Here is a 25144-nt window from a genome sequence, read left to right on the forward strand (position 1 = left end):
CCTTGACCTGCACGTCCCTCGGAAGCGCCTCGGGCGCTTCGGGTGACTGTACGTCTCCCGAACTGTCATGAACAGCCGCGAATTCCCGACTACCATGGCCACGGGCCGCATGCGCGCGTCGTGGCTCAGGGTCGCGCTCGCCCGGGCGCTCGTTCGCTCGTCTCCCGCTCCCCCCTGCCCGGCTCGCCGCCGACGTCTCCGCGTGCCCGACCGAGGAGGACAGCATGGACACCGCACCCGACCACGGTGACAGCGATCCCGAGGAACCATCCGCCCCCCACACGCCCGGAGACCTCACCGACCGCGAGCGCGAGCTGCTCGCCTTCGAGCGCCAGTGGTGGCGCTACGCGGGCGCCAAGGAGCAGGCCATCCGCGAGACCTTCGGCATCTCGTCGACGCGTTACTACCAGCTGCTCGGCCAGCTGGTCGACCGTCCCGAGGCGCTGGCCCACGATCCGATGACGGTGAAGCGGCTGCGGCGGCTGCGTGCATCCCGCCAGCGCGAGCGCGCGGCACGCCGTCTGGGCATGCGCCCCTGATCCCTGGGGTACTGCTCCACGCGTGACTCATGATGTATTGCCAGATATCGCAGGTTTGGCCGCCATCAAGGCCGACCCCGCGGGGGCGGTGGTCGGTCTCGACTTCGACGGCACGCTCGCCCCTATAGTCCCCGACCCCGCCGACGCCCGTGTCGACCCGCACGCCGCCGCCGCGCTCGTACGCCTCGGCGGCCTGGTGGGCGGCGTGGTGATCGTCACCGGACGCCCGGCCGCGACGGCCATCGCCTACGGCGAGGTGCCGGGCGGGCCCGGTCTCGCGGACGTGCCCGGGCTGGTGGTGCTCGGCCAGTACGGGCTCGAACGCTGGGAGGACGGCCAGGTGATGTCCCCGCCACCGCCACCCGGGGTCGAGCGCGTGCGCGCCGCGCTGCCTGGTCTGCTGGCCCTGCTCGGCGTCACCCTCACCGACGGGACGGAGCCGGGAGTGACGATCGAGGACAAGGGCAGGGCGGTGGCCGTCCACACCCGCAGGGCCCCGGACCCGGAGGGGACGCTTCTCGTCCTGCGCGAGCCGCTGGCGAAGCTGGCCGCCGAGAGCGGCCTGCTCGTCGAGCCGGGACGGCTGGTGCTGGAACTGCGGCCCGCGGGGATGGACAAGGGGCACGCCCTCGGAGGGTTCCTCGCCGAGCGTTTCGCGCGGTCCGTGCTGTTCGCCGGGGACGATCTGGGCGACCTCGCGGCGTTCGAGGCCGTACGGCTGTCCGGGCTGCCGGGCGTCACCGTGTGTAGCGCCTCCGTGGAGGTCACCGCGCTCGCCGAGCGCGCGGACCTCGTCGTGGACGGCCCGGCCGGGGTCGCGGCGCTGTTGTCGGCACTGGCCGACGCGGTCGCGGAGAGAAGCCCGCGCGGGCACTGACCGAGGCCTCTGGCGCGCGCGGGCACTGACCGAGGCCTCAGGTGCGCGGGCACTTACCGAGGCATCAGGCGGGGGTCGTCGCGGGCGGTCGCGAGAGTGCGATGCCGGCGATCGCGAGGGCTATCAGCAACGGGACAACGAGGAACGCCATGCGGGTGCCGAAGCCGTCGGCGAGGGCGCCCAGCGCGAACGGCCCGACGCCGACGGCGACCCCGGTCCAGATGGAGGCCGCCGCGCTCGCCTGGGCGGCCCGGCCGCCCGACATGGCGAGGACCCTGGCGAGACCCAGCGGGAACTGCACCGCGATGCCGAGCCCGCTCAGGACCAGGCCCGCGTACGAGATCACCGGATGGGCGCTGAACCAGAAGACCGACCAGCCCGTCAGGGTCACCACGAGGGCGCCGGACAGCATGCGCGTCGGGTCCATGCGGAGGGCCAGCCGCCCGGTCGCGAACCTGCCCACGGCGATGCCGGCGGTGAACGCGGTGAGCCCGGTGGCCGCCGCCGCCGCGGTCATGCCCGTCTGGTCGGCCAGCAGCTTGGCGGCCCAGACGTTGAAGAGGAACTCCATGGCCACCAGGCAGAACAGCACCCCGCAGGCGGCGTGGAAGCGCCAGCCGTAGGGGGCGTCCGCGGCGCGGGTGGGGCCGGCCTCCGGGTGGTCGCCGGCCGTCGGGAGGGCCGGCACCCACACCCGGCCCATCAACGCGAGCAGGAGCAGCGCCGCGATGGGCGTGATGAGGATGCCGGCCCGCCAGCCGAGCGGGGTTCCGGCGAGCACGCTGATGAGGAAGGACACGCCGATGCCGACGGTGACGCCCACCGCGTTGGCCTCGTTGATGGCCGCGGGACCGGCCGCTCGATGGTGGTCGCTCAGCATCGACATGCCCACGTAGAGCGTGATGGAGCCGCCGCCGCTCGCCAGGCCGAACCCGAGCAGGGTGACGGGCAGCGCCGTTGTGAGCGCGACCAGCACGACGCCGCAGGCCATCACGGCCAGGCCCAGCCAGGTGGCCCGGCGCCTGCCGACCTTGGAGACCAGGCGCGGCATGGCGATGCCGCTGATGATGCTCCCGACGGCCATGGAGGTGCCGTGCAGCCCCGCGACGGCCTGGGACACCCCCTGGTCGATGCGGAGCAGCGGCAGGGCGGCGGAGAGCCCGTACAGGTAGGTGGAGAAGGTCGCGAGCTGCAGGTAGATGAGCCAGGTCGGACGGTCTCTGGTGAGCCGGGCGCGCGGTCGTGCGGACGTGGTCGAGCTCACTGATCCCCCGTGCCTCGGAACACTCGAACGGTCATGAAGGTACCACCGGACTATTCACAAGGAACGTGCCCAGACGGCAAGGAGTCCGGCACTCGAAAGAGCGGCGTTCCAGGGGCAGGCGACGGGGGTTCACTCGGGCCGGGTGGTCCCGTTTCAGGGGAGCCGGGTCACGAAAGACGGGTCAGCGTTCGAGGGCGGCCAGTTGGTCGGCGAACCAGCGGCTCGGGGGCAGCGCCGTCGCGGCGGCGCGCAGCCGGGTGCCGCGCTTGGCTCGCTCCTCCTCGGGAAGCATCAGCGCTTCGTGCAGGGCGTTCGCGGTGCCGGAGACGTCGTACGGGTTGACCAGGAGAGCGTCGGCGCCGAGCTCGGCCGCGGCGCCCGCCTCCCTCGACAGCACCAGCGCGCAGTGGGGCGAGAGGATCGGGCCCTCCTTGGCGACGAGGTTCATGCCGTCTCGGATGGGGTTCACCAGCAGCACGTCGGCCATGCGGTAGGCGGCGAGGGAGCGGGCGTAGTCGTCGTCCACGTTGAGGATCAGGGGATCCCAGTCCTCGCCGCCGAAGACGTCCTCGATCTCCTTGGCGCAGCGCTGCACGGCCGCGGTGTACTCGCGGTACTCGGGCAGGTCGTGCCGCGACGGGTAGGCGAACGCCAGGTGCACGACCTTGCCGTGCCACTCGGGATGGTCGGTCAGGAACTGCTTGTAGGCCGACAGGCCGCGGACGATGTTCTTCGACAGCTCGGTCCTGTCGATGCGCACGATGAGCTTGCGGTCGCCCACGCGCTCGCGGAGGGCGGTCATGTGCGACTCGACGTCGGGCTCAAGGGCGCGGGCCCACAGCGCGTCGCCGTCGACGCCGAGGGCGTGCACGCCGATGCGCGTGGTCCTGCCCTCGTAGGCGACGGTGCGCTCGACGCGGTCGACCTGGGCGCCGAGCAGGGTCTCGCAGCAGTCCATGAAGGCCGAGGCCCAGCGCGTGGCGAGGAAGCCGGCGTGGTCGGCGCCGAGGATGCCCGACAGCAGCTCGGCGGAGATGTCGTCGGGCAGCAGGGAGAAGTACTCGGGCGGAGCCCACGGGGTGTGGGAGAAGTGGGCGATGCGCAGGTCGGGGCGCTCGACGCGGAGCATCGCCGGGGCGAGGGTCAGGTGGTAGTCCTGGATCATCACGCGGGCGCCGTGCGCGGCCTCCTCGGCCAGTGCGAGGGCGAACGCCGCGTTGTAATCCTGGTAGGACTCCCACTCCCTGCGGAACCGCATGTCGAACTGCGGTGAGTTCGGGATGTCGTAGAGCAGGTGGTTGACGAACCACAGCGTGGAGTTCGCCACGGCGTTGTACGCGCGGTGGAACGTCGCGGGCGGGATGTCGAGCATGCGCACCGGGCCGGTGTCGTAGCCCGCCTGGTCGAGGCGCCCGCTCGGCGCGAGCCGTACGGCGCTGCGGTCGCCGTCGGAGAGCGCGGCGCACACCCAGAGCACGTTGGTGTCCTTGGCGACCTCCGAGAGGCCGGAGACCATGCCGCCTCCGCCCCTGCGCATGGTCAGCGCACCGTCGTCGGCAAGTGTGAACGACACCGGGCCCCTGTTGGAGGCCAGCAGAACAGTGTTCATCTGCCCATCACCACTCCTCGCCCGCCATGTGGCGGTGGTCCCTCGCCGTTCATCTCCGCTGTGATGCGCACCCGGCCGCGGATTAAATTAATTTAACGCTCCCAATAAGATGGGCTGATGGTCCGGTCGAGGCAAAGTGCAGACCGTCGAGGGGAGCTCCGGCATGGCGCTTGACGAGACGACCGAAGAGCTGGCCCGCGCCGCCGCCCAAGGTGACCACCGCTCCCTCGGAGAGCTCCTCCGCCGCATCGAGCCCGACGTGCTCCGCCACTGCGCGAGGCTCCTGCCCTACCACCAGGACGCGGAGGAGGCTTGCCAGGATACGTTGCTGGCCGTCGCCCGCAATATCGGAAGGTTCGAAGGGCGGGCACGTTTTTCCACCTGGTTGCATATCGTCACCGCCAACTGCGCGCGCACTACCTACCGCACGCTGAAACGCCGGGGCGCGGAGCAGACCTCCGAGGAGCTTCCGGACATGCGCGCCGACCCGCGCAGGGTGAGCGTCATCGCGGGCTCGCGGCTCGACCTGCTCGACGCCATGGAGGCCCTGGAGGCCGACAAGCCCGACCTGGCGCAGGCGCTGGTGCTGCGCGACATCTGCCAGCTCGACTACAACGAGGTCGCCGAGCAGCTCGGCATCCCCCTGGGCACCGCCAAATCGCGCATCCACCAGGCCCGCAAGTATGTGCAGGCGGCTCTCGGCGACGCCTACAAGTGATAGTCGCGATCCCACCGCGCGGTCACTCCGATCGTGTGGTGATGATACTTGTTCGTCTCGATTGGTGAGACGATCGACCGGGCCCGCTGGCGGGCAAGGTACAGTTCTTTTGTCCTGCCTGTAACATCGGCGGGATCACAACTTCATATTGCTCATCCAGAGGGGTGGAGGGACCGGCCCTGCGAAGCCCCGGCAACCCTCCCGGCTGTGGTCACACGCGTCTCCGAATGGCGCGGCAACCGACCAGAAGACCAGCCGGGACAGGTGCCAATTCCGGCCCGTGATCAAGGTGGTCCGGGCGAAGATGAGGGAAAGGCCTCGCTTCATGGCGCTCGCAACAGCTGAGACAACGACCACACTCGACTTCGGCCCCGCCGTCGCGCTCTCCTGCCGCGAATGTGGCACTCGCTACGACCTCGGACCGATCTTCGCCTGTATCGAGTGTTTCGGGCCACTCGAAGTGGCTTACACCTGGGACACCCCCGACGCCGGTCGCACCTCGGTGACCCGCCGGCAGATCGAGTCGGGCCCGCAGAACATCTGGCGTTACCGCTCGCTTCTCCCGGTGCCCGCCGACGTCATCTCCAAGCCCAACCTGGCGCCCGGCTGGACCAAGCTGGTCAAGGCCGACAACCTCGCCCGTGAGCTGGGGATCCGCAGCCTGCACGTCAAGGACGACTCCGGGAACCCGACCCACTCCTTCAAGGACCGGGTCGTCGCGATCGCCCTTGAGGCGGCACGCAACTTCGGTTTCCACACCCTGTCGTGCTCGTCGACCGGCAACCTCGCGGGCGCCGTCGGCGCCGCCGCGGCACGTGCGGGTCTGGACTCCTGCGTGTTCATCCCGTCGAACCTCGAAGAGGCCAAGATCGTCATGGCCTCGGTGTACGGCGGGCGCCTGGTCGGCATCGAGGGCACCTACGACGAGGTCAACCGCTTCTGCTCGGAGCTCATCGGCGACCCGCTGGGCGACAAGTGGGGCTTCGTCAATGTGAACCTCCGCCCCTACTACGGTGAGGGCTCCAAGACCCTCTCCTACGAGATCGCCGAGCAGCTGGGATGGCGGATCCCCGACCAGATCATCGTGCCGGTGGCCTCGGGCTCCCAGCTCACGAAGATCGACAAGGGCTTCAAGGAACTCATCAAGCTCGGGCTCGTCGACGACAAGCCCTACAAGATCTACGGAGCGCAGGCCGAGGGGTGCTCGCCGGTGTCGTCCGCCTTCAAGGCCGGTCTCGACATCGTCCAGCCGGTCAAGCCGGACACCATCGCCAAGTCGCTCGCCATCGGCAACCCGGCCGACGGGCCGTACGTCCTGGACATCGCCCGCCGCACGGGCGGAGCGGTCGAGGACGTCACGGACGCCGAGGTGGTCGACGCGATCCACCTGCTGGCCCGCACCGAGGGCATCTTCGGTGAGACCGCCGGCGGCGTCACCGTGGGAGTGCTCCGCAAGCTGGTGCGGAACGGCCTCCTGGACCCGGAGGCCGAGACGGTGGTGCTCAACACCGGGGACGGCCTGAAGACCCTCGACGCGGTCTCCGACAAGGCCCGGCCGACCGCGGTCATCCGCCCCTCACTCGACGCATTCCGCACGGCTATCGCCGATAACTCCTGAAAGGTCACGATAAATGAGCGTTTCTGTGCGGATTCCGACGATTCTCCGTACGTACACCGATGGTGCTGCGGAGGTGAACGGTGAAGGCGCGACGCTTCGCGAGGTGTTGCAGAAGCTGGAGTCCGACTTCCCCGGAATCGGCGCCCGCATTCTGGACGAAACGGGCAAGATTCGCCGTTTTGTCAACGTATATGTCGGAGAAGAGGATGTCCGTTTTGTGGACGGTCTTGACACCGCCACCCCGGAGGGCGCGCAGATCTCGGTGATCCCCGCGGTCGCCGGCGGCTGACCCTCAGGCTCCCCTCAACGCCCACGTGTCCCTGGGACGCGTGGGCGTTGGCATGCCCAGGGGGGCCTGGAACGGCCTGACTATCATAATAGAAGTTCTTACTGACTCTTGCGGGTAGTGTAATCCTCAACTAAACCAAGCGCGGGCGGAAAAGTGACGTCCTGCTTACAGCGAACGTCAAGAAGTAGTTTGATGATTGACTCTGTTGCGCCAAGCCTTGCCACAGGTATGGTCGAGAACGATCGACGTGGCCGAGGAGTTCGCATGCGTCTCGGTTCCGAAGGTCACGGGCCTCGCGGAGGAGTGGGTGGGGTCCGGAGCCCAGCAAGAGGAGTCGGAAAGTGGCGCAGGGCACCGTCAAATGGTTTAACGCGGACAAGGGCTACGGCTTCATCGCGGTAGACGGTGGTAAGGACGTGTTTGTCCACTACTCAGCGATCATGTCCGAGGGATACCGGTCCCTTGAGCAGGGTCAGCGGGTGGAGTTCGAGATCACACAGGGCCAGAAGGGTCCACAGGCGGAGTCCGTGCGGACTGTGTGACGACACCGGCCCCGTCCGGTCGTCGACGAAGATCCACTGGTCTCTCTCGGTCAGTAGCCGGAAGGTTCGGTTCGTCATGCAGGAAGACGGGCCGAGCCTTCCGTCATGTCCGTACTTTCCCGCACGTGAGGGCAGGTCCAATATTCGGCATACGGTCAGAGAAATCCTTGTGCCTCCCAGGTCATAGGGGTTGTCGCTTGCACTCGGCAGGGTAGAGTGCTAAACAGTTCGTTGGCACTCTCCTGTCGAGAGTGACAAACCTGGATCGAGGCGATGGGGCCTGGCGGTTCACGGCGACAGGTGTCGTGAAGTCGCGGGGTCTACATGCCGTCGCGGGCGTCGGCTCGATCCGCTGCAAGCCACCCTGTATCTGGGAGGTCTAGCCGTATGGCAGCCAAGATGATCGCGTTTAACGAGGACGCCCGGCGCGGTCTCGAGCGTGGTATGAACCAGCTCGCCGATGCCGTCAAGGTGACCTTGGGTCCCAAGGGCCGCAACGTCGTGCTGGAGAAGAAGTGGGGCGCTCCCACGATCACCAACGACGGCGTCTCGATCGCCAAGGAGATCGAGCTCGAGGACCCTTGGGAGAAGATCGGGGCCGAGCTCGTCAAGGAGGTCGCGAAGAAGACCGACGACGTCGCGGGTGACGGCACCACCACCGCCACCGTGCTCGCCCAGGCGCTCGTGCGCGAGGGCCTGCGCAACGTCGCCGCCGGCGCCAACCCGATGTCCCTGAAGAAGGGCATCGAGGCCGCCGTCGAGCGCGTCAGCGAGGAGCTCTCGAAGCTCGCGAAGGACGTGGAGACCAAGGAGCAGATCGCTTCGACCGCCTCCATCTCCGCCGGCGACACGCAGATCGGCGAGATGATCGCCGAGGCGATGGACAAGGTCGGCAAGGAAGGCGTCATCACCGTCGAGGAGAGCAACGCCTTCGGCCTTGAGCTCGAGCTCACCGAGGGTATGCGCTTCGACAAGGGCTACATCTCCGGTTACTTCGTGACCGACCCGGAGCGGATGGAGGCCGTCCTCGACGACCCCTACATCCTCATCGTCAACTCCAAGGTGTCGGCCAACAAGGACCTGCTTCCGCTGCTCGACAAGGTCGTGCAGGCCGGCAAGCCGCTCGTGATCATCGCTGAGGACGTCGAGGGCGAGGCCCTGGCCACCCTGGTCGTCAACAAGATCCGCGGCCTGTTCAAGTCCGTGGCCGTCAAGGCCCCCGGCTTCGGCGACCGCCGCAAGGCCATGCTCGGCGACATCGCCATCCTCACCGGTGGCCAGGTCATCAGCGAGGACGTGGGCCTCAAGCTCGAGACGGCCACGCTCGACCTGCTCGGCCGCGCGCGCCAGGTCATCGTCACCAAGGACGAGACCACCATCGTCGACGGCGCCGGTGACCCCGAGCAGATCTCCGGCCGGGTCAACCAGATCCGCGCCGAGATCGAGAACACCGACTCCGACTACGACCGCGAGAAGCTCCAGGAGCGCCTCGCCAAGCTGGCCGGCGGCGTCGCCGTCATCAAGGCCGGCGCGGCCACCGAGGTCGAGCTCAAGGAGCGCAAGCACCGCATCGAGGACGCCGTTCGCAACGCGAAGGCGGCCGTCGAGGAGGGCATCGTGCCCGGCGGTGGCGTGGCTCTGCTGCAGGCGGGCGCCAAGGCGTTCGACAAGCTGGAGCTCTTCAACGACGAGGCCACCGGTGCCGCGATCGTCCGCAAGGCGCTCGAGGAGCCGCTGAAGCAGATCGCGATCAACGCCGGCCTTGAGGGCGGTGTCGTGGTCGAGCGCGTGCGCAACATCGAGGTGGGCTTCGGCCTCAACGCCGCGACCGGCGAGTATGTCAACATGCTCGAGGCGGGCATCATCGACCCCGCCAAGGTCACCCGCTCGGCGCTGCAGAACGCCGCGTCCATCGCGGCTCTGTTCCTCACCACCGAGGCGGTCATCGCCGAGAAGCCCGAGAAGACCCCTGCCGCTCCCGCCATGCCCGGCGGCGGTGACATGGACTTCTGAGCCTCCGGCTCGCAAGTCACTGAAAGGGCCGTCCCCGGATCCACCGGGGATGGCCCTTTGGCGTTGGCGCTCACCTGGCTCGGAACACCCGAGACGACCGCGACCGCGCCCGCCTGATCAGCGCTGTCGTACGGCTAGGTCGACTTTTCTGCACGATCAGTGGGCTGCGTTCACCTGAAGGGCAGAGACGAGGCCGAAATGTGTTGCGGCCGTGTGGTGGAGCACGTAGGTTCATCGGGCCGTCCGTCACACCGGACCGGCGCCATCGACGAGGGGGTGTGCAGCAGATGCGCATGACGGTCGAGCAGCCGCACCAGGGCTCTGACACTTCCACCTCCTCATGATGGAGCGCTACCCCGACCTCGGCGGCCTGCTGGCCGACACGGCTGACAGCAACCCGTACATGAGGCGCATCAACGACGCGCTGGGCTACGTGCCGACGCACACGACCTTCGAGTACCAGCTCGACCTGTAGATCGCGAGTAGCCGCGTCTGCGACGGCCGGACAAGCGGGGGAGGCAGCCGATTCCTTCCCCGTGGGCCGGGTGTACGGTCAGCGGGCGCCGTAGTCGCCGATGCCCCTTTCGAGCAGGTCGAATGCGCGCTCCGCCTGCACGCGAAGGTCGGGGACGATCTTGTCGATGCTCTCATCCGCCATCTTGCGCCGTACGGCATGCGCCACCAGCCGCCGCGTGACCGCGCAGAGCTGGGCGGCGATCACCCAGGGTGTGATGTCGTCAGGGTCGGCGTCGGTTTCCTCGGCGAGGGTGCGGGCCAGGAGTTCCTCCTGGTGCTCGCCCAGCTCACGTATCCGTGCGACGAGCGACGGGCTGTCCTTGACCAGCCGGTTGAACACCTCGGAACCCTCGTTCAGCCCGATGCGCCAGTGACGCTCGTCGAGCGCGGTGAGGAAGTCGCGGCGCAGCGCGGCGACGACCGACTCGCCCGGCCGGCGCTCCCGGATGACCTGGCTCGGCAGGTCCTCCACGACGTCCGTGCGGTCGAGGAAAAGGTCTTCTTTGGTCTTGAAGTAGTTGAAAACCGTGTTTACGGAGACGTCGGCCACCCGGGCCACCTCGGCCACGGTCACGTTGTCGAAGCCACGGGTCATGAAGAGCCCCATGGCCCTGTCGGCGATGCGCTGCCGGGTCTCTCGCTTCTTACGTTCCCGCAGGCCGAGCTGTTCTCCCATGGCCACGATCCTAGGTAGGAAAAATAGAGCGGCACCAAGGATGGCGCCACTCCATTGACGTCAGTGGTCTGTGTGGGACCCTCGCTGGATCGGCACACGAGTTGATCTCGCCACCATGTCCCATGATGTGCCACGCCGTGGGACATGGTCGTATGATGTGTCCATGACCTACCCGGCGCACGAGCTACCAGAGATCAATCAGCGTGATCTGAAGAATCGTGCCAGCGAGATCATGGACGCCATAGAGCACGGCGAATCTTTCACTCTCATGCGCAACGGGCACCAGATCGCCACCGTCACGCCCATCGGCCGCCGGCGAACATTCGTCCCTCGGGAACGTGTCGCTGCCGTATTCGCCGGAGCTCCTGCGATCGACGACAAGAAGTTCCGAGAGGATGTCCGCGCCATCTTCGACGATGTGAATGACGACCCCTACGATCGCGCCCGCCGTCAAGGGCGGTCCGCTGCGGCGCCGGGGGAGGAGAACTCGTGACGGTCGCGACACGAGGGCTCCTCGACACCAACATCCTCATCCTCATGGAAGGTCTCGACCAGCGTGAGCTGCCACTAGAGCAGGCCATCAGCGCCATAACCCTGGCGGAACTCTCAGCAGGCCCGCTCGCCACCGACGATCCACAAGAACAAGCCGGTCGCCAGGACATTCTCACCCGCGCTGAGTCGGAGTTCGAACCGATCCCTTTCGACACAGCAGCCGCACGAGCTTTCGGCAGAGTGTACGCGGCTGTTCTGGCGGCAGGTCGAAACCCACGGCGAAACATCGCTGATTTGCTGATCGCGTCAATCGCGGTCGCCAACCGGTTGCCTCTGTACACCGTCAATCCTGATGACTTCAAAGGGCTGGAGCACCTGGTTCGCGTAGAACCGGTCACCCATCCCCAAGACCGTCCACACAGCGGCAGGTAACGATTCGCGAGGTCGCCGCCGAAGGTCGTTTTCGCTCTTTGGCATGGCCATCGCTCACCCTTACGGGCGACGCGGGCGTCAGGAGCGCCGCGACCCGAGTGGTTTGACCCACCGCCCCCACTCCCCCTGGCGTACGTAACCCGCGGCGGTCCAGGCGTGGTGGGCGAGGGTGTTGTCGTGGAGGACCATGGCGTCGGCCCGCATCCCGCCGTACTCCACGAAGCGTCTCTCGGCCGCGTCGAGCAGCATGCGGGAGATGCCCTTGCGGCGGTGCGCGGGATCGACGGCCAGCCGGTAGAGATGGCAGCGCCACCCGTCCCACCCGGCGATCAGCGTGCCCACCATCCGCCCGCCCACCTCGGCGACCAGCAACGCCTCCGGATCACGCTCGATCAGCCGGCGCACGCTCTCAGCGCTGTCATGCCGATCGGTCCCTTCAGCGGCTTCGAGCCAGAAGGCCAGCACCGCCTGGACGTCTTCGGCCACACCGTTCCGTATGGCAAGTTCCGTTTCCGCTGCTTTGGTCATGAACGTCAACGTAGCAAGGCGTGGTCGGCGGCAGCGCTTGAGCGCTGGTCAGCGCAACTCGCCGGACTTCATGCCATGGATGAACTCCTGCCATTCGGTGCTGGTGAAGCGCAGCATCGGACCGCTCGGATTCTTGCTGTCCCGCACGGTCCGGCCGCCCCCCTGAAGCTTGGCCACCTCGACGCAGTTGTCGTTGGCCGCGCTGTAGGTGCTCTTGCGCCCGGTCGCCACCATCCGACCGATCGGCCCGTGGTTCACAACACGGGTTCACTCCAGCCGGCATCGATGGCCGTGGCCTGCCCCTTGGTGGGGGGACGTGTCGACGTCTTGCCGCCTTTGGGGGGCCACGGCTGGGTGGGTTGCACTGGGTGCCCACGACACTGGGTGCCGGGTGGGCGATGGAGGGTGTGAGTCCAGTGCCCGAGGATGGGCCTTTGTCTCGGCTAGGCGAGCTGGGGTGGGAGGTCGCGGGTGTGGAGGACTTTGAGGGAGGTGACGGCGCGGGTGAGGACGACGTAGAGGCGGGCGAGGCCGCGGTCCTCGGCGTCCACGATGTCCGCCGGCTCGGCGACGACCACGTGGTCGTACTCCAGGCCCTTGGCGAGGGACGCGGGGATGACCGAGATCCGCTGCTCGGGGGAGGAGTCCGGCCCGAGCACGTCGTGCGGGATGCCAAGCGCGGCGAGCGCGGACGCCAGCGTGGCGACGGAGGCGTCGGCGGCGATCACGCCGATGGAGCCTTCGTGCCCGATGGTCTCGTTCACGGCCTGTGTGACGGCCTCGGCCAGGTCGGTCGCGCGCCGTACGGTGAGCGAGCCGGCGCCCGGGCGCAGCGAGCGGGGGGCGGCCAGGGTGGGCGCCACCGAGGGGAGCAGGCGGGCCGCGAAGTCGAGCACCTCACGCGGGACGCGGAACCCCAGGGTCAGCTCGGTGACCGAGCCCTCGGTGAAGCCGAGGTGTTCGAGCACCTCCACCCACGACCGGGCCGACCACGGGGTGGTGCCCTGGGCCAGGTCGCCGAGGACGGTCGCCGAGCCGGTACGGCAGCGCCGTCCGAGCGCGCGCAGTTGCATGGCGGACAGGTCCTGCGCCTCGTCCACGACCACGTGCCCGAGCATGGGCGTGCGCTCGACGCAGTCGGCCAGCTCGTCGAGCAGCGCGGCGTCCGCGGCGGACCACTTGGCGGACTTCCACGACCGGGGAGGCTTGGTCCAGAGCAGGGTCTCCCGCTCCTCGGCGGTCAGGTCGTCCTTGGCGGCGCGGGCGAGGAAGTCGGCGTCGGACATGAGCCGGAACAGCACCTGCTGGGGGGACACGCGGGGCCACACCTGGTCAACGAGCTGCTTGACGGGCTTGGACCTCGCGACCGCGTCCTGCACGCGGTCGTCGGGGGACTCGCCGCGCTGCTCCATGCGCACGAGAATCGCATGGGCCAGTCGCTGGGCGAGCGCAGCGCGGCCGGGGCCGTACCGCGTGGTGCCGCGCAGGGAGGCGACGATCTCGCGGACCTCGTGGTCGGGAACGCGGAAGCGGTTGACGCCGCGCGTGATCAACAGACCCTCCTCGGGCTTGCTGATGTGCATCCAAAGAGCCCTGTGCAGGACCGGCGCCATCTTGGCGTCGCCCTTGATGGTGGCGACGGCGGTGTCCTCGGGGGCCGAGTGGTCGCCGACGATGCCCGCGACGGTGGTCTGGTCGACCTTCACCTCGCCGAGGGCGGGCAGGACCGAGGAGATGTAGGAAAGGAAGGCGCGGTTCGGCCCGACGATCATCACGCCCGATCGCGCCAGCTTCTCGCGGTGGGTGAAGAGCAGGTACGCGGCCCGGTGCAGGCCGACGGCGGTCTTCCCGGTGCCGGGGGCGCCCTGGACACAGACGGTCTGGCCGAGGTCCGCGCGCACGATCTCGTCCTGGTCGGGCTGGATCGTGGCGACGATGTCGCGCATGGGGCCGGTGCGCGGCCGCTCGATCTCCTCGGTGAGGATCCTCGACTCCTGGAGCGGCGCCGCGCCCTGGTCGAGCGGCTCGTCTTCGTACGCGGTCAGCTCGCCGCCGTGGAACCCGAAACGGCGGCGGCGCCGCACGCTCATCGGGTCGGACGGCCGGGCCTGGTAGAACGCCCGGGACACCGGAGCACGCCAGTCGATCACCAGGGCACGGCTGTTGTCGTCGTGCACGTGCCGGCGCCCGACGTGGATGGTGACGGGGAGGTCGTCGTCGCCGGCCCTGTCGAGCCGGCCGAAGAACAGCGGGGTGTCCGCGTGGTCGGCGAGCGCGGCCACACGCTGGTCGAGCAGGCCCTGCAGGACCTGCTGCGAGACCCAGTCGCCCGCGGCGTCGGCCGACAGCGACTGGGCGTGCTCACGCATCGCGCGGAGCGCGGCGCGGGAAGCGGCCAGGTGGGCGCGCTCGGCCTGGAGTACTTGAGCGGGGTCGTCGTAAGGGATGTCTGAGGGGTCTTCGGCGAGGTGAGAGGGGTCGTTCTCCGGCGTGCCGGGGTCCTCTCCGGATATGTCAGGGGCCAATTGGTGTCCGGGCATGCTGAAGGACTCCTTGGGGGACGGGGGTGGTGGACAAAGGCAGCGAACCAGCAAGCCTATATGCTTACGCCATGTCCGTCGGCGCGGCTGTATGTCGCGTGTCCACAGATGGACGTACGATGTATTGCTTGTCCGGAGTTTGCCGACTCTTGACCTTTGGGTACAGCCGTCAGGGTGACGACGCGTACCCAGGTGGCGGTCTCTCCGGTAATTCCCGCCATGGCCAATCTGCTCCTCGGCGGACTGTGGACGCTGTCGGTCTTCGCGGGGTGGGGGCTCGCCGCGTTCTGCGGAAACGGGGAGCCGTTCGACTCGTGCATGGACCGGCTGACGGTGGTGTCCACGCTGTCGGGAGTGTTCGCGCTCGTGGCCGCGAGCAGCACGGTGGGCGGCCTATTACCACCGATAATGCGTAGATATCCGGAAAAGTCTTTGGTGCTTGTCGGGATCGCGACGGCTTCCTGGCTAATCGCGCTGGGTGTGCTTTACGTCGGCGGGTTAGTCGGTCGGTGATCTGGCGAACACGTTGCGTTAACGTATACCAAAATCGCGAAAAACCAGGACAACCCTTGTGATTTAGTTAGATCATCGGGTATGTCGCAGTTGGCGCCGTGGGAGCCAATAGGCGAGGGGGTGATGCGGTTGTACAGGACCGACGGTATTTCGTGGACCTGAATGCCTGTCCCCTAGGCGAAGCTTTTCCTGGGACAGGTTTGGGGGGACCGGCGGCGTGCCGCTCAGCGAAACGAGTCACTCGCTGGCGAGCACGTCGTCCGCGTCGATGATTTGATAGGCATAACCCTGTTCGGCGAGAAAGCGTTGCCGGTGCGCCGCGAAATCCTGGTCGACCGTGTCCCTGCTGACGACCGAATAGAATCGCGCTCCGCCGCCGTCCGCCTTCGGGCGGAGCACCCGACCGAGCCGCTGCGCCTCTTCCTGCCGGGAGCCGAAGGTCCCCGACACCTGGATCGCCACTGAGGCCTCCGGCAGGTCGATCGAGAAGTTCGCCACCTTGGAGACGACCAGCACCTGGATCTCCTTGTCGCGGAAGGCCTGGAACAGCCGCTCGCGCTCCTTGACGCGCGTCTCGCCCTTGATCACCGGCGCGTTGAGATGCTCGGCCAGCTCGTCGAGCTGGTCGATGTACTGGCCGATGACCAGCACCTGCTCTCCCGCGTGCCGCCTGACCAGCGTCTCGGTGACCCGCGTCTTGGACGGCGTCGTCGCGCAGAAGCGGTAGCGCTCCTCCGACTCGGCCATCGCATAGGCGAGCCGCTCCTGGTCGGTGAGGGTCACCCGGACCTCGACGCAGTCGGCCGGCGCGATCCAGCCCTGGTTCTCCATCTCCTTCCACGGCGCGTCGTACCGCTTCGGGCCGATGAGGGAGAAGACGTCGCCCTCGCGGCCGTCCTCGCGTACCAGCGTCGCGGTGAGCCCGACCCGCCGCCTGGCCTGGAGGTCGGCGGTCATCCGGAAGATCGGCGCGGGCAGCAGGTGGACCTCGTCGTAGATCACGAGGCCCCAGTCGCGGGCGTCGAAGAGCTCCAGGTGCCGGTAGACGCCCTGCCGCCGGGTGGTCATCACCTGGTAGGTGGCGATGGTGACCGGACGGATCTCCTTCTTGGTGCCGGTGTACTCGCCGATCTCGTCCTCGGTGAGGGAGGTGCGCTTGAGCAGCTCCTGCTTCCACTGGTGGGCGGAAACCGTGTTGGTGACCAGGATGAGCGTCGTCGCCTGCGCGTGCGCCATCGCGGCCGCGCCCACGATCGTCTTGCCGGCGCCGCAGGGCAGCACGACCACGCCCGACCCGCCGTGCCAGAACGAGTCGGCCGCCTCGCGCTGGTAGGGCCGCAGCGTCCAGTTGTCCTCGGCCAGCGTGATCGGGTGGTGCTCGCCGTCGACGTAGCCCGCGAGGTCCTCGGCGGGCCAGCCGAGCTTCAGCAGGGCCTGCTTGATGTTGCCGCGCTCGCTCGGGTGCACGGCCACGGTGTCGTCGCCGAGGCGCTCGCCCAGCATCGGCTGGATCTTCCTGGCCCGGAGCACCTCCTCGAGCACGGCCTTGTCCGTGCTGGTCAGCGTCAGCCCGTGGTGCTCGCTCTTCTGCAGCTTGAGCCTGCCGTACCTGGACATCGTCTCGGCGATGTCCACGAGCAGCGCGTGCGGCACGGGGTAGCGGCTGAAGCTGATCAGCGCGTCGATGACCTGCTCGGCGTCGTGCCCGGCAGCCCTGGCGTTCCACAGGGCCAGCGGGGTCACCCGGTAGGTGTGGACATGCTCGGGAGCGCGCTCCAGCTCGGCGAAGGGCGCGATCGCCTTGCGGCAGTCGTCGGCCCTGGCGTGCTCCACCTCCAGTAGCAGCGTCTTGTCCGACTGAACGATCAGCGGGCCATCAGACACGTTTCTTCTCCCGTTCGCATACGGCCACCGTGCTGGCGGTCCCGTCCGCCTATCCAACAAGAGAACGAGCCGGATCAGTCCCGCTTTCCCGCGGCTTGCCGCCACGACCTGCCTGTTTACGAGTTGGCGCTGAAGATGATGGCGGTCGCGATCCCGAGGATGAGCAGGCCGATGTTGATCCCGATGCTGATCCAGGACCATTTGAGCAGGGATCTGGCTCGGGCGGGCTCGGAGTCGACCTTGCCGAGCGCGATGCCGGCGATGATGGCCCCGGCGATGCCGCCCAGCGAGACGTAGCAGCTCAGCGCCATCACGAGGCTGATGACGAGGGCGACGATCGCGTGGGTGCGCGGGCCGTCGCTCGCGGGCCTCGGCGGGTACCCGTAGGGCTGGTTGTACTGCTGGCCGTAACCAGGCTGACCGTAAGCAGGCTGACCATAGCCGGGCTGGCCGTAGCCGGGCTGACCATAAGAGGCCTGACCCTGACCGGGCTGGCCGTATCCCGGCTGCCCGTAGCCGGGCTGACCATACGGGGCCTGGGCGGGTGAGCCGTACGGCTGGTCGTACGAGGGCTGGGCCGGCGCGTCGTAGGAGGGCGCCGGCGAGCCGTACTGGTCGTATCCCGGCTGGTCGTGCTGCTGCCCGTACTGCTGGTCGTGGGGCGGCTGGTCGTCATACGGAGTCGTGCGGGAGGGGGTGACGTAGGGCTCGCCGTACGACGGCTGGCCGCCGTAGGCGTCGTGCCCTCCGGACGATCCGTAGGGACTTTGCCAGTCCTTGGGATTCTGGCCGGAGGACTCGGGAGGGCCGCTGCTCACGATCGTCTCACTTCCATGGCTTTCCAGGCAGATCAACACTTACCACGTCGCATACGACCCTCGCGCCGCCTATCAGGTGAACCGGGAGCGCAGCACCTTCCTGTCGAGCTTCATTACGCTGGTCACCGGGATCGACTCCACGAAGTGCACTTCCCGGGGATATCTCACCCTGCCGAGCCGCTCCCTGGCCCACTCCATCAGGCTTTCGGCCGTGGCCGTGCCTTCCGGGTTCAGCTGGACGAAGGCCACGACCTCCTCGCCGAGCCTCGGGTCAGGGCGGCCGACCACGCCCGACATCGCGACGTCGGGGTGCCTGTTCAGGGCGTCCTCCACATCGCGCGGGAAGATGTTGAAGCCGCCCCTGATGATGAGGTCCTTCTTGCGGTCGACGACGTAGAGGTAGCCGTCGTCGTCAGTGCATCCGATGTCCCCGGTGCGCAGCTCGCCGTCCACCAGGGCGTGGCCGCTCTCGTCAGGCGACCGCCAGTAGCCCCGCATGATCGCGTCTCCGCGGACGCAGATCTCGCCGATGTCCCCGGGCTCCACCGGCTCGCCGTCGTCGTCCCTGATCGTGATCGTGTATCCGGGCAGCGGCAGCCCCGCGCTTCCGGCCTTCCTGTGGTCCAGCGGGTTGAACGTGGTCACCGCGCTCGTCTCCGTCAGGCCGTACCCCTCGATGATCCGCACGCCGGGCACGCGCCGCTCGAAGCCGGTGAGGACCTCGCGCCCGAGCGGCGCCGCGCCGCACGTCAGGTACAGCAGGTCGGGCAGCGGGGTGGCCTCGAGGGGCTCCGCCAGCAGCTCCTGGAGCATGGTCGGCACCACCGCGCCGTACTGGACGCGGTGCTCGGCGGCGAGCCGGAGGAACGCCTTCGGGTCGAACCACCGCATGAGCACCGTGTGGAGTGGTTCGGGGGCGTGCATCGCGGCGATCGTGACGATCAGGCCGTACGAGTGCGAGAGCGGCACGGGGACGATGGCTCGGTCGACCCCTGGCCGGTAGGTGAGATCGTGCGCGGCCCTGGAGACGTGCCACAGGCCCGCGTGGCTGAGCATGACGCCCTTGGCGCGTCCCGTCGTGCCGCCGGTGTACATGAGGGCGGCGAGGTCGTCCTCGTCCCGGCCGGAGGCCCCCGCCTCGGGGGACTCCTCCAGCTCCGCGAAGCCGCTGATCCGCTGAGTCCCGCCGTGCGCGCCGCCTTCGGGGACCTCGCCCACCACGACCACCGCGACGTCCAGGCCGTCGGTCGCCGCGAGGACGGCCGGCAGCAGCCCGGCGGAGGCGATCACGGCGCGCGGCTCGCTGTCGGTGACGATGTGCCGCAGCTCCTCGGCCGCGACCAGGAACAGCACGGGGGTCACGACCGCGCCCGCCGCCCACAGTGCCTGGTAGGCGATCTGGACCTCGGGGCCGTTCACCATCATCACGACGACGCGGTCACCCGGCTCCACGCCGAGCGCCTTCAGCCCTCCGGTGACATGCCGCGTGCGCTCCGCCAGATCGTGGCCGCGGTGCCACGCCCCCTCGTAGTGGAGCGCGTCGAAGTCTCCGAGCCTGCTCCAAGAGTCCTCCGCCAACCGGCCAAGAGTTCGCTCCGTGCCCATCGCGCTCACCTTCTCCCAAGAGGATTTACGCCTTCGCACGCCAAACTGATGCGGCCGGTAAAGGTCGTCAACCCTTAGGACGCCGGGGACCTTGGTTCAGTTCACGTCCGCGACGCCGGTGATGCGGTGGAGCGCGAAGCGGTGGATGGCAGCGCGTGTCTCGTCGTAGGCGGTGAGATAGCCGCCCTCCATGCGGGCGGGCTCCAGGATGCGGCTGGTGGCGTGGCCCTGCGAGTCGAGGTAGCCGATCCAGACGCGCTGCCCCTGCCGGATGGCGTCCTGCAAGGCCACGATCGTGCCCGTCGATGGCGAGCGCGGCACCTGCCCGTCGGGCGCGGCGACCGGATGCCTGCGCGACAGGTGGGCCTCGTCGCCCGCCCTGATGGCCCGTACGGCCGCGGCCACCAGGTCGGCGTCCGGGCTGGACGAGCTGAGCACCGGCCGGGCGGTGGGTGGCCGTTCGGTGCGCCGCGCGTCGGCGCGGGTCACCACCACGTCGCCCTCGGACGACTCGGCGACGGGGGCGTAGCCGATCGCGCGCAGCGAGTCGACCACCAGTGCCCGGGAGCTCCGCGAGGCCACCACGGTGGGCGCGAGCCGCCGCAGGCGCAGCGGGACCGCTCGCTTGTCGGCCATCACCTCGTCGAGCACGGAAGGGTCGTCACAGCGCACGTAGGCGCTGGCGGTGCCCACCCGGAGGCGGCCGTGCCTGCGTGCCACGTCGGTCACCAGGTAGCGCAGCGGCTGGGGGACGGAGGTCGTGGAATGCTTCTCCAGCATGGCGACCAGCTCGTCCGCGCTGGATCCCGCGTCCAGTGCCCGGCGGATCGAGCCGTCGTCGAACCGGTAGACGGTGGCGCCGCCCTTGGACTCGATGTCGGCGGCGAGCGACAACCAGCGTCCCAGCTCGCTGGTCAGCGGGCCGGGCGCGACGGCGGTGAGGTCGGCCTGGAGCACCACGTGGTCGACCGGCTCGGGCAGCAGCGGCGCCAGCAGCTCCGCGGGGGTGGCCGGGGCGAGGGCCCTGGCCCTGGCGGTGGAGACGTTCTTGGCGGCCTCGGCCTCCTGGGCCGCCCCGGGCAGCAGCCCGCGGCCGAAGACCGACATGGCGCCGAGCCCGGTGAGCCCGAGCTGCTCGGCCTCGCGCAGCGTGTAGTCGACCAGCTGGTCGCGGTAGGTGCCACGGCGGCGGGGCTGCTCGAAGGCCAGCCGCTCGCGCACCGACTCGGCGGACGGCGCCAGGCCGGGACCCGCCGAGGCCAGCACGCGCAACGTCCGCAGGCGGACCTCGGGCGCGGCCGGACGGCGCAGCTCGGGATGCAGGACGTTCATCAGGCGGTCGCGATCGTCCCGCTCGCCGACGAGGCCGGGCACGCGGTCGCTGGTCAGCCAGGCCGCGGCCAGCGCCTCCCAGCGGTCCTCGGTGGCCTTCACACGCCAGCCGTCGTAGGCCGTGGTGGGAAGCCACTCGCCGTCCACGGGCGCGCTGGACGCGATGAGACCCGCCGCGTGGACCACCTCCACCACCAGCGCGGCCGTCCACTCGGGCACGTCGAGAAGCTGCGCGGTCTTCTTCCAGTCGCGCACCGACAGGCCGCCCGCGCGCAGGGTGCCCGGAGGGTCGACGCTCCAGGCCTCGCACAGCTCCTCGACCGTGCGTACGAAGGAGAACGCCTGCCCCGCGGCCGTGCGGTCGGCGAGGGCCTGGTCGCGCGCGACTCCGTCGAGCGGCGGCGCCCCGGGATGCAGCTCGCGATGCACCCGGCCGCCCCGCAGGACCAGTGCCACCTCGCGGGGCAGCACGACGCTCTCGTCGCCCGTGGCGGCCAGCAGGCCGCGGGCGAGAAGCTGCTCGATGGGCGACTGGGCGGTGGCCACGCTGACCTCGCGCCGGGCGTTCGGAAGGCGGCCCGCGGGCGGACCCCAGGCGAGCTCCTCCAGTGCGGCCCGCGCCTGGGGGGCGATGTCCTTGAGGAGACGCTCGACGGCGCCTTCCTCGGCCAGCAGGGCGGCGAGGCGCTCGGGCACCGCCTCCCCGCGGCCGGCCCTGCCGGGGCGGACCACCCGGATCAGCTCCTCCAGGCGCTCAGACGGGTGGTGCCGGAAGACCTCGGCGGCCGGGGGCCCGAGCCCGGCGGGGGTCTCGGACACGTCGCGGACTCCGGGTGCGAGACGCAGCCCGCTGTCGGGGCCGTACACCAGGGCCATCATCTGGAGCCGGTCGATCGCCCGGCGCAGCGGCTCGTCGAGGCGGGCGGCGTCCTCACGGGAAACCGATCTGGCCACGGTGTCGCGGAGATCCTTAAAGGCCTGGCCGGGCCCGTCTTCTGTGGTGGTGACGAGAAGCGTCTCGACCACCGCGAGGGCGAAGCGGTTGAGCCGGTCGAGCGCCCTGCCGGTCGCCGACGGGCTGGTGGCCCGGATCACGAGCCCTTCGAGGTGCGCGGGGACGGGGGTGATGAGCTCGGGACGGGCGGCCACCAGCGCGCGCAGCCGGTCGTCGGTCAGGCCGCGCAGCCACTCAGTGAACTCGGTGTTCATCACGCTCCACCGAACCCCCTGTCGAACACTCACCGCATGCGCGTCCCACGCCGTGGAACCGTCCCCTCCATCGTAGGAGCCCACGGGCCATCACACGCCAGTTGCCCGATCACCGGCACTTCCGGAACGGACCGTCATTTCGCCGGACGTGCGGAGCGGTATGCGTTGACGGCCGAACTGAGCGGTGCGGATAGCCATTTCTTCGAAAGGGTGCGCGGGCCGGTGGGCTCGGGCAGTATGGCGAGGGTGATCGAGCGCGCCGACCAGCTCGTCCTGGAGTACGTCAGCAAGGTGGCCGATGCCGCCCACGGCGTGCTCCGCACCGACCAGCGCCTCGATTTCGTGGGACGGCTGCGCACCCGCATCGAGGAGGAGCGCCGGGGCAGCGCCGACCTCGCCACCGTCCGCAAGGTGATCGCCAGGTTCGGCGACCCCGGGGTGCTGCTCCAGCGAGAGATCCAGCGGCTGGCCGCCGGCGAGCAGGAGGCCGCGCGCCGGTCCCGTGAGCGTCCGGCGTCCGGGCCGTCGCCCGCGTCCCGGCCCTCTCCGGCCGTACGCGCGTCGCGGCCCTCTTCGGCCGTACGCGCGCCGGCTCCGAGGGGTGGCACGCCACCGGCGGTGGACGATTTCGGCGAATCGGCCACGGAGGTCTTTCCCGCCGTGGTCGACGACGCCATCGATGCCACGCAGGTCACCGAGGTCACCGAGGTGAGCCCATCCCGGCCGGCCAGGCCGCCGAGGCCCGTGAGGCCGCTGCCGCGCGGCGGGGTTCCGCTGCCCCGGGGGAGCTCCTTCGGGCCCCCTCCCCATACCGTCCGGACTCCGCTGGCGGCACGCCTGCGCCGCGTGAACCCGACCTCCACCGATGGGCGCGACATCGGCACCATCCTGCGCAACGATCGCCGTGAGGTGGTCGGGATGGCTCTGCTGATCCTGTCCGGGCTGCTGATCCCGTTCCCCCTGCCGTACGTCGCGATCTTCCCGTTCCCGGTGCTGGTGTGGGCGGCGGGCTCGCTCACGGTGCTGGCGAGCGAGGGGTGGATCTTCAAGGATCGCCTGACCGGGCTCCTCGCGCCGATCGCCGCCTACCTGGCCGGGGGCCTGCTGCTCGGCGCCCTCAGGTCATCCGAGGAGCCGGTCAAGGGGCTGCAGGCGTTCGTCGACTCGTTCTGGCACGTCAGCGGGCTGATGTTCATGATCGGAGCGGTGGGCGGGGTGCTGTGGCTGGCCTACCGCCTGCTCAACCCGCCACCTCCGCCACCTCGGCGGCTGCCCCTTGGCACGGTGCGCTGAGCAGGCCCATCGACAGCCGCACCCATGAGGCCACGAACCGGTCGCGCTCCGCCCGGCCGGGAGGCTCCCCGACGGTCTCCTGGAACAGCTGGTAGTGCACCACCGCGCCGCCCAGCACCGCGCCGATGGCCGGCCAGTCGAGATCGGCGCCGGCGTACTCCGGCTGCGCGCGGAACCACGTCGTGATCGAGTCGAACATGGGCTGGAGCAGCCCCTCGCGCACTGTGGCGACCAGTTCGGGGAACTGGCTGAGGTCGCGGAAGAAGACCCGGGTCAGCTCGCTCTCCTCGCGGGCCTTCGCCAGGCCCGCCCTGCACAGGTGGGCGAGGCGCTCCTCGATCGAGATCGACGTGCCGATGGCGTTCACCTCGGCCAGCGCGTCGGCGATCTGCGAGCGCGTGCGGGCGGCGTGCTCGTTCATCGCGGCGGCGAGTACCTCGTACTTGGACTTGAAGTGCCGGTAGAGCCCGCCCGCTCCCGGGGACAGCCCCGAGGCGGCCTCGATCTCGGCGACCGAAGTGGCCGAGTAGCCCCGCTCGGCGAAAAGCCTCAGGGATTCGTCGATGATCCGTTCGCGCGTCGGTCTGGTCATGAATGCCCGCTTTCCGTCGCGCGGACGCGCGTCGATAAGTAAGCCCTTTCTCGCCGCCAAGGGTCCCATAACCGTCAGGGGTACGCGTTACCGCCCGGAGTTTGGCATCCTTCAAGGGTGTATTCGGTAGGTTTCGATCTTGATCTGACGCTCGCGGACACCCGGGCGGGGATCGCGGCGGTGTACGACGAGGTGGCGCGCCGTCTCGGCGTGGTCATCGACAGCACCGTCGTGATCAGCCGCCTCGGCCCGCCGCTGGAGCAGGAGCTGACCTACTGGCTGCCACCCGAGGAGATCGCGGGCGCCGCCGCCCTCTACCGCTCCCTGTATCCCGGCACCGCCGTTCCCATGACCACGCTCATGGCCGGCGCGCTGGAGGCCGTGGCCGAGGTACGCCGCCACGGCGGGCGCGTGATCGTCGTCACCGGCAAGCACGGCGACACCGCCCGCCAGACCGTCGAGTTCCTCGGTCTGGACGTCGACGAGGTCGTGGGATCGGTGTTCGGGGCGGCGAAGGGTGCGGCCATCGCGAACTTCGGGGCCGCCGTCTACGTTGGAGATCACGTGGGTGACATCGCGGCCGCCAGAGCCGGGCGCGCGGTGAGCGTCACCGTGGCGACCGGTCCGTACTCGGAGGAGGCCCTGCGCGATCACGGAGCCGACTTCGTCCTGCCGGATCTGACGGGGTTCGCAGGGTGGTACGAGGCCTGGCGCGTCCAGGAAATCGGGGCCGTTTCGACGGTCATGTGATGCCCCGTGTGGGCATAACCTACATCCATTACCATTCATGACAGTCTGAACGAGGTCACCCCTGTGCCTACTGGCAAGGTCAAGTGGTACGACGCTGACAAGGGCTTCGGTTTCCTCACCCGCGACGACGGCGGTGAGGTATTCGTGCATTCCTCAGCGCTTCCCAAGGGCGTGGAAGCGCTCAAGCCAGGTCAGAAGGTCGAGTTCGGTGTGGCCGAAGGCCGCCGTGGCCAGCAGGCGCTTTCTGTCCACGTGCTGGAGCAGCCGCCGACGCTCGCCAAGACGGTGAAGCCGAAGGGCAAGCGCAAGAAGCCCGACGAGCTCGTCGTCATCGTCGAGGACCTGATCAAGCTGCTTGACGACGTCTCCGACTCCTACCAGCGGGGCAAGCACCCGGATGCCGCCCACGCGAAGAAGATCGCGACCGTGCTGAGAGCCGTCGCCGACGACATAGACGCCTGACCGTCCTCCCCGGGTCGTCTCCCGGAGCTCCCT

Annotated in this window: 25 protein-coding genes and 1 riboswitch; of the genes, 14 read left to right on the plus strand and 11 right to left on the minus strand. The window is 69.1% G+C overall.

All coding sequences use genetic code 11. The annotated features are described in order from the left end of the window. The first annotated feature begins 224 nt into the window (after positions 1–224). Together AB0O34_RS05785 and otsB are read left to right on the plus strand one after the other, a co-directional pair. Positions 225–539 (plus strand): DUF3263 domain-containing protein, encoded by a 315-nt coding sequence (locus AB0O34_RS05785; RefSeq protein ID WP_363913038.1) that lies wholly within the window; start codon positions 225–227, stop codon positions 537–539. Between the two features lie 46 nt (positions 540–585). Continuing rightward, the gene (gene otsB, locus AB0O34_RS05790) at positions 586–1416 is read left to right on the plus strand and encodes a trehalose-phosphatase (RefSeq protein ID WP_363913228.1); all 831 of its coding nucleotides are present in this window, start codon (positions 586–588) and stop codon (positions 1414–1416) included. A gap of 64 nt (positions 1417–1480) precedes the next feature. Here the strand turns inward: otsB and AB0O34_RS05795 are convergent, their stop codons facing one another. Next, entirely contained in the window at positions 1481–2734 is a 1254-nt protein-coding gene (locus AB0O34_RS05795; RefSeq protein WP_363913230.1) for an MFS transporter, read from the minus strand. A 127-nt stretch (positions 2735–2861) separates the two neighbouring features. Further along, the gene (locus tag AB0O34_RS05800) at positions 2862–4289 is read right to left on the minus strand and encodes a trehalose-6-phosphate synthase (protein ID WP_363913040.1); all 1428 of its coding nucleotides are present in this window, start codon (positions 4287–4289) and stop codon (positions 2862–2864) included. A 163-nt stretch (positions 4290–4452) separates the two neighbouring features. Here AB0O34_RS05800 and AB0O34_RS05805 point away from each other — a divergent pair, with 163 nt between their 5' ends. The 6 genes from AB0O34_RS05805 (at position 4453) to AB0O34_RS05830 (ending at position 9944) form a co-directional block, all read left to right on the plus strand. Continuing rightward, positions 4453–5007, plus strand: a complete 555-nt coding sequence (locus AB0O34_RS05805; RefSeq protein ID WP_363913042.1) for an RNA polymerase sigma factor — start codon at positions 4453–4455, stop codon at positions 5005–5007. A gap of 149 nt (positions 5008–5156) precedes the next feature. Beyond that, positions 5157–5318, plus strand: a riboswitch (SAM riboswitch). A 14-nt stretch (positions 5319–5332) separates the two neighbouring features. Continuing rightward, positions 5333–6625 carry a threonine synthase gene (thrC, locus tag AB0O34_RS05810; protein ID WP_363913044.1) on the plus strand — a complete coding sequence of 431 codons (1293 nt, stop codon included), beginning with the start codon at positions 5333–5335 and terminating at the stop codon, positions 6623–6625. Between the two features lie 13 nt (positions 6626–6638). Further along, positions 6639–6914: a MoaD/ThiS family protein gene (locus tag AB0O34_RS05815; RefSeq protein WP_363913046.1), complete on the plus strand. Its 276-nt coding sequence runs from the start codon at positions 6639–6641 to the stop codon at positions 6912–6914. Positions 6915–7255: 341 nt separating this feature from the next. After that, complete coding sequence (locus tag AB0O34_RS05820; protein ID WP_248960783.1) at positions 7256–7456, plus strand: cold-shock protein; 201 nt, start codon at positions 7256–7258, stop codon at positions 7454–7456. Positions 7457–7843: 387 nt separating this feature from the next. Next, positions 7844–9469: a chaperonin GroEL gene (gene groL, locus AB0O34_RS05825; RefSeq protein WP_363913049.1), complete on the plus strand. Its 1626-nt coding sequence runs from the start codon at positions 7844–7846 to the stop codon at positions 9467–9469. Between the two features lie 340 nt (positions 9470–9809). Continuing rightward, on the plus strand, positions 9810–9944 hold the full coding sequence (locus tag AB0O34_RS05830; protein WP_363913051.1) for a hypothetical protein: 135 nt from the start codon (positions 9810–9812) through the stop codon (positions 9942–9944). Positions 9945–10022: 78 nt separating this feature from the next. Here AB0O34_RS05830 and AB0O34_RS05835 read toward each other — a convergent pair whose 3' ends face one another. Continuing rightward, on the minus strand, positions 10023–10661 hold the full coding sequence (locus AB0O34_RS05835) for a TetR/AcrR family transcriptional regulator (protein WP_363913053.1): 639 nt from the start codon (positions 10659–10661) through the stop codon (positions 10023–10025). A 163-nt stretch (positions 10662–10824) separates the two neighbouring features. Here AB0O34_RS05835 and AB0O34_RS05840 point away from each other — a divergent pair, with 163 nt between their 5' ends. Together AB0O34_RS05840 and AB0O34_RS05845 are read left to right on the plus strand one after the other, a co-directional pair. Next, positions 10825–11154, plus strand: a complete 330-nt coding sequence (locus tag AB0O34_RS05840) for a prevent-host-death protein (protein ID WP_363913055.1) — start codon at positions 10825–10827, stop codon at positions 11152–11154. Beyond that, positions 11151–11585: a type II toxin-antitoxin system VapC family toxin gene (locus AB0O34_RS05845; protein ID WP_363913057.1), complete on the plus strand. Its 435-nt coding sequence runs from the start codon at positions 11151–11153 to the stop codon at positions 11583–11585. Before AB0O34_RS05840 ends, AB0O34_RS05845 begins: the two co-directional genes overlap by 4 nt. Positions 11586–11663: 78 nt before the next feature. Here AB0O34_RS05845 and AB0O34_RS05850 read toward each other — a convergent pair whose 3' ends face one another. The 3 genes from AB0O34_RS05850 to AB0O34_RS05860 form a co-directional block, all read right to left on the minus strand. Further along, on the minus strand, positions 11664–12071 hold the full coding sequence (locus tag AB0O34_RS05850; protein WP_363913059.1) for a GNAT family N-acetyltransferase: 408 nt from the start codon (positions 12069–12071) through the stop codon (positions 11664–11666). Positions 12072–12161: 90 nt separating this feature from the next. Further along, positions 12162–12371, minus strand: a complete 210-nt coding sequence (locus AB0O34_RS05855; RefSeq protein WP_363913061.1) for a DUF397 domain-containing protein — start codon at positions 12369–12371, stop codon at positions 12162–12164. Positions 12372–12556: 185 nt separating this feature from the next. Then, the gene (locus tag AB0O34_RS05860) at positions 12557–14653 is read right to left on the minus strand and encodes an AAA family ATPase (protein WP_363913063.1); all 2097 of its coding nucleotides are present in this window, start codon (positions 14651–14653) and stop codon (positions 12557–12559) included. A 219-nt stretch (positions 14654–14872) separates the two neighbouring features. On the opposite strand from AB0O34_RS05860, the gene AB0O34_RS05865 reads away from it, so the two are divergent. Continuing rightward, on the plus strand, positions 14873–15166 hold the full coding sequence (locus AB0O34_RS05865) for a hypothetical protein (RefSeq protein ID WP_363913065.1): 294 nt from the start codon (positions 14873–14875) through the stop codon (positions 15164–15166). Positions 15167–15403: 237 nt separating this feature from the next. Here the strand turns inward: AB0O34_RS05865 and AB0O34_RS05870 are convergent, their stop codons facing one another. The 4 genes from AB0O34_RS05870 to AB0O34_RS05885 all read right to left on the minus strand — a co-directional run bounded on the left by AB0O34_RS05870 (position 15404) and on the right by AB0O34_RS05885 (position 22014). Further along, a complete protein-coding gene (locus AB0O34_RS05870; protein ID WP_363913067.1) occupies positions 15404–17050 on the minus strand; it encodes a DNA repair helicase XPB in 1647 nt (548 codons plus the stop codon). A 116-nt stretch (positions 17051–17166) separates the two neighbouring features. Next, complete coding sequence (locus AB0O34_RS05875; protein WP_363913069.1) at positions 17167–17868, minus strand: hypothetical protein; 702 nt, start codon at positions 17866–17868, stop codon at positions 17167–17169. Positions 17869–17940: 72 nt separating this feature from the next. Continuing rightward, positions 17941–19473 carry an AMP-binding protein gene (locus AB0O34_RS05880; RefSeq protein WP_363913071.1) on the minus strand — a complete coding sequence of 511 codons (1533 nt, stop codon included), beginning with the start codon at positions 19471–19473 and terminating at the stop codon, positions 17941–17943. A gap of 96 nt (positions 19474–19569) precedes the next feature. Then, entirely contained in the window at positions 19570–22014 is a 2445-nt protein-coding gene (locus tag AB0O34_RS05885; RefSeq protein WP_363913073.1) for a helicase C-terminal domain-containing protein, read from the minus strand. Between the two features lie 222 nt (positions 22015–22236). Between AB0O34_RS05885 and AB0O34_RS05890 the strand changes: the two genes are divergently transcribed. Further along, positions 22237–23307, plus strand: a complete 1071-nt coding sequence (locus AB0O34_RS05890; RefSeq protein ID WP_363913075.1) for a hypothetical protein — start codon at positions 22237–22239, stop codon at positions 23305–23307. Here AB0O34_RS05890 and AB0O34_RS05895 read toward each other — a convergent pair. Next, entirely contained in the window at positions 23255–23899 is a 645-nt protein-coding gene (locus AB0O34_RS05895; RefSeq protein WP_363913077.1) for a helix-turn-helix domain-containing protein, read from the minus strand. The genes AB0O34_RS05890 and AB0O34_RS05895 overlap by 53 nt on opposite strands. Positions 23900–24016: 117 nt before the next feature. On the opposite strand from AB0O34_RS05895, the gene AB0O34_RS05900 reads away from it, so the two are divergent. Together AB0O34_RS05900 and AB0O34_RS05905 are read left to right on the plus strand one after the other, a co-directional pair. Beyond that, complete coding sequence (locus AB0O34_RS05900) at positions 24017–24649, plus strand: HAD hydrolase-like protein (RefSeq protein ID WP_363913079.1); 633 nt, start codon at positions 24017–24019, stop codon at positions 24647–24649. Positions 24650–24712: 63 nt separating this feature from the next. Further along, entirely contained in the window at positions 24713–25111 is a 399-nt protein-coding gene (locus tag AB0O34_RS05905) for a cold-shock protein (protein WP_363913081.1), read from the plus strand. Positions 25112–25144: the final 33 nt, after the last annotated feature.

It is taken from the genome of Sphaerisporangium sp. NPDC088356 (assembly GCF_040685555.1).
In the GTDB taxonomy this organism is placed as follows: domain Bacteria; phylum Actinomycetota; class Actinomycetes; order Streptosporangiales; family Streptosporangiaceae; genus Sphaerisporangium.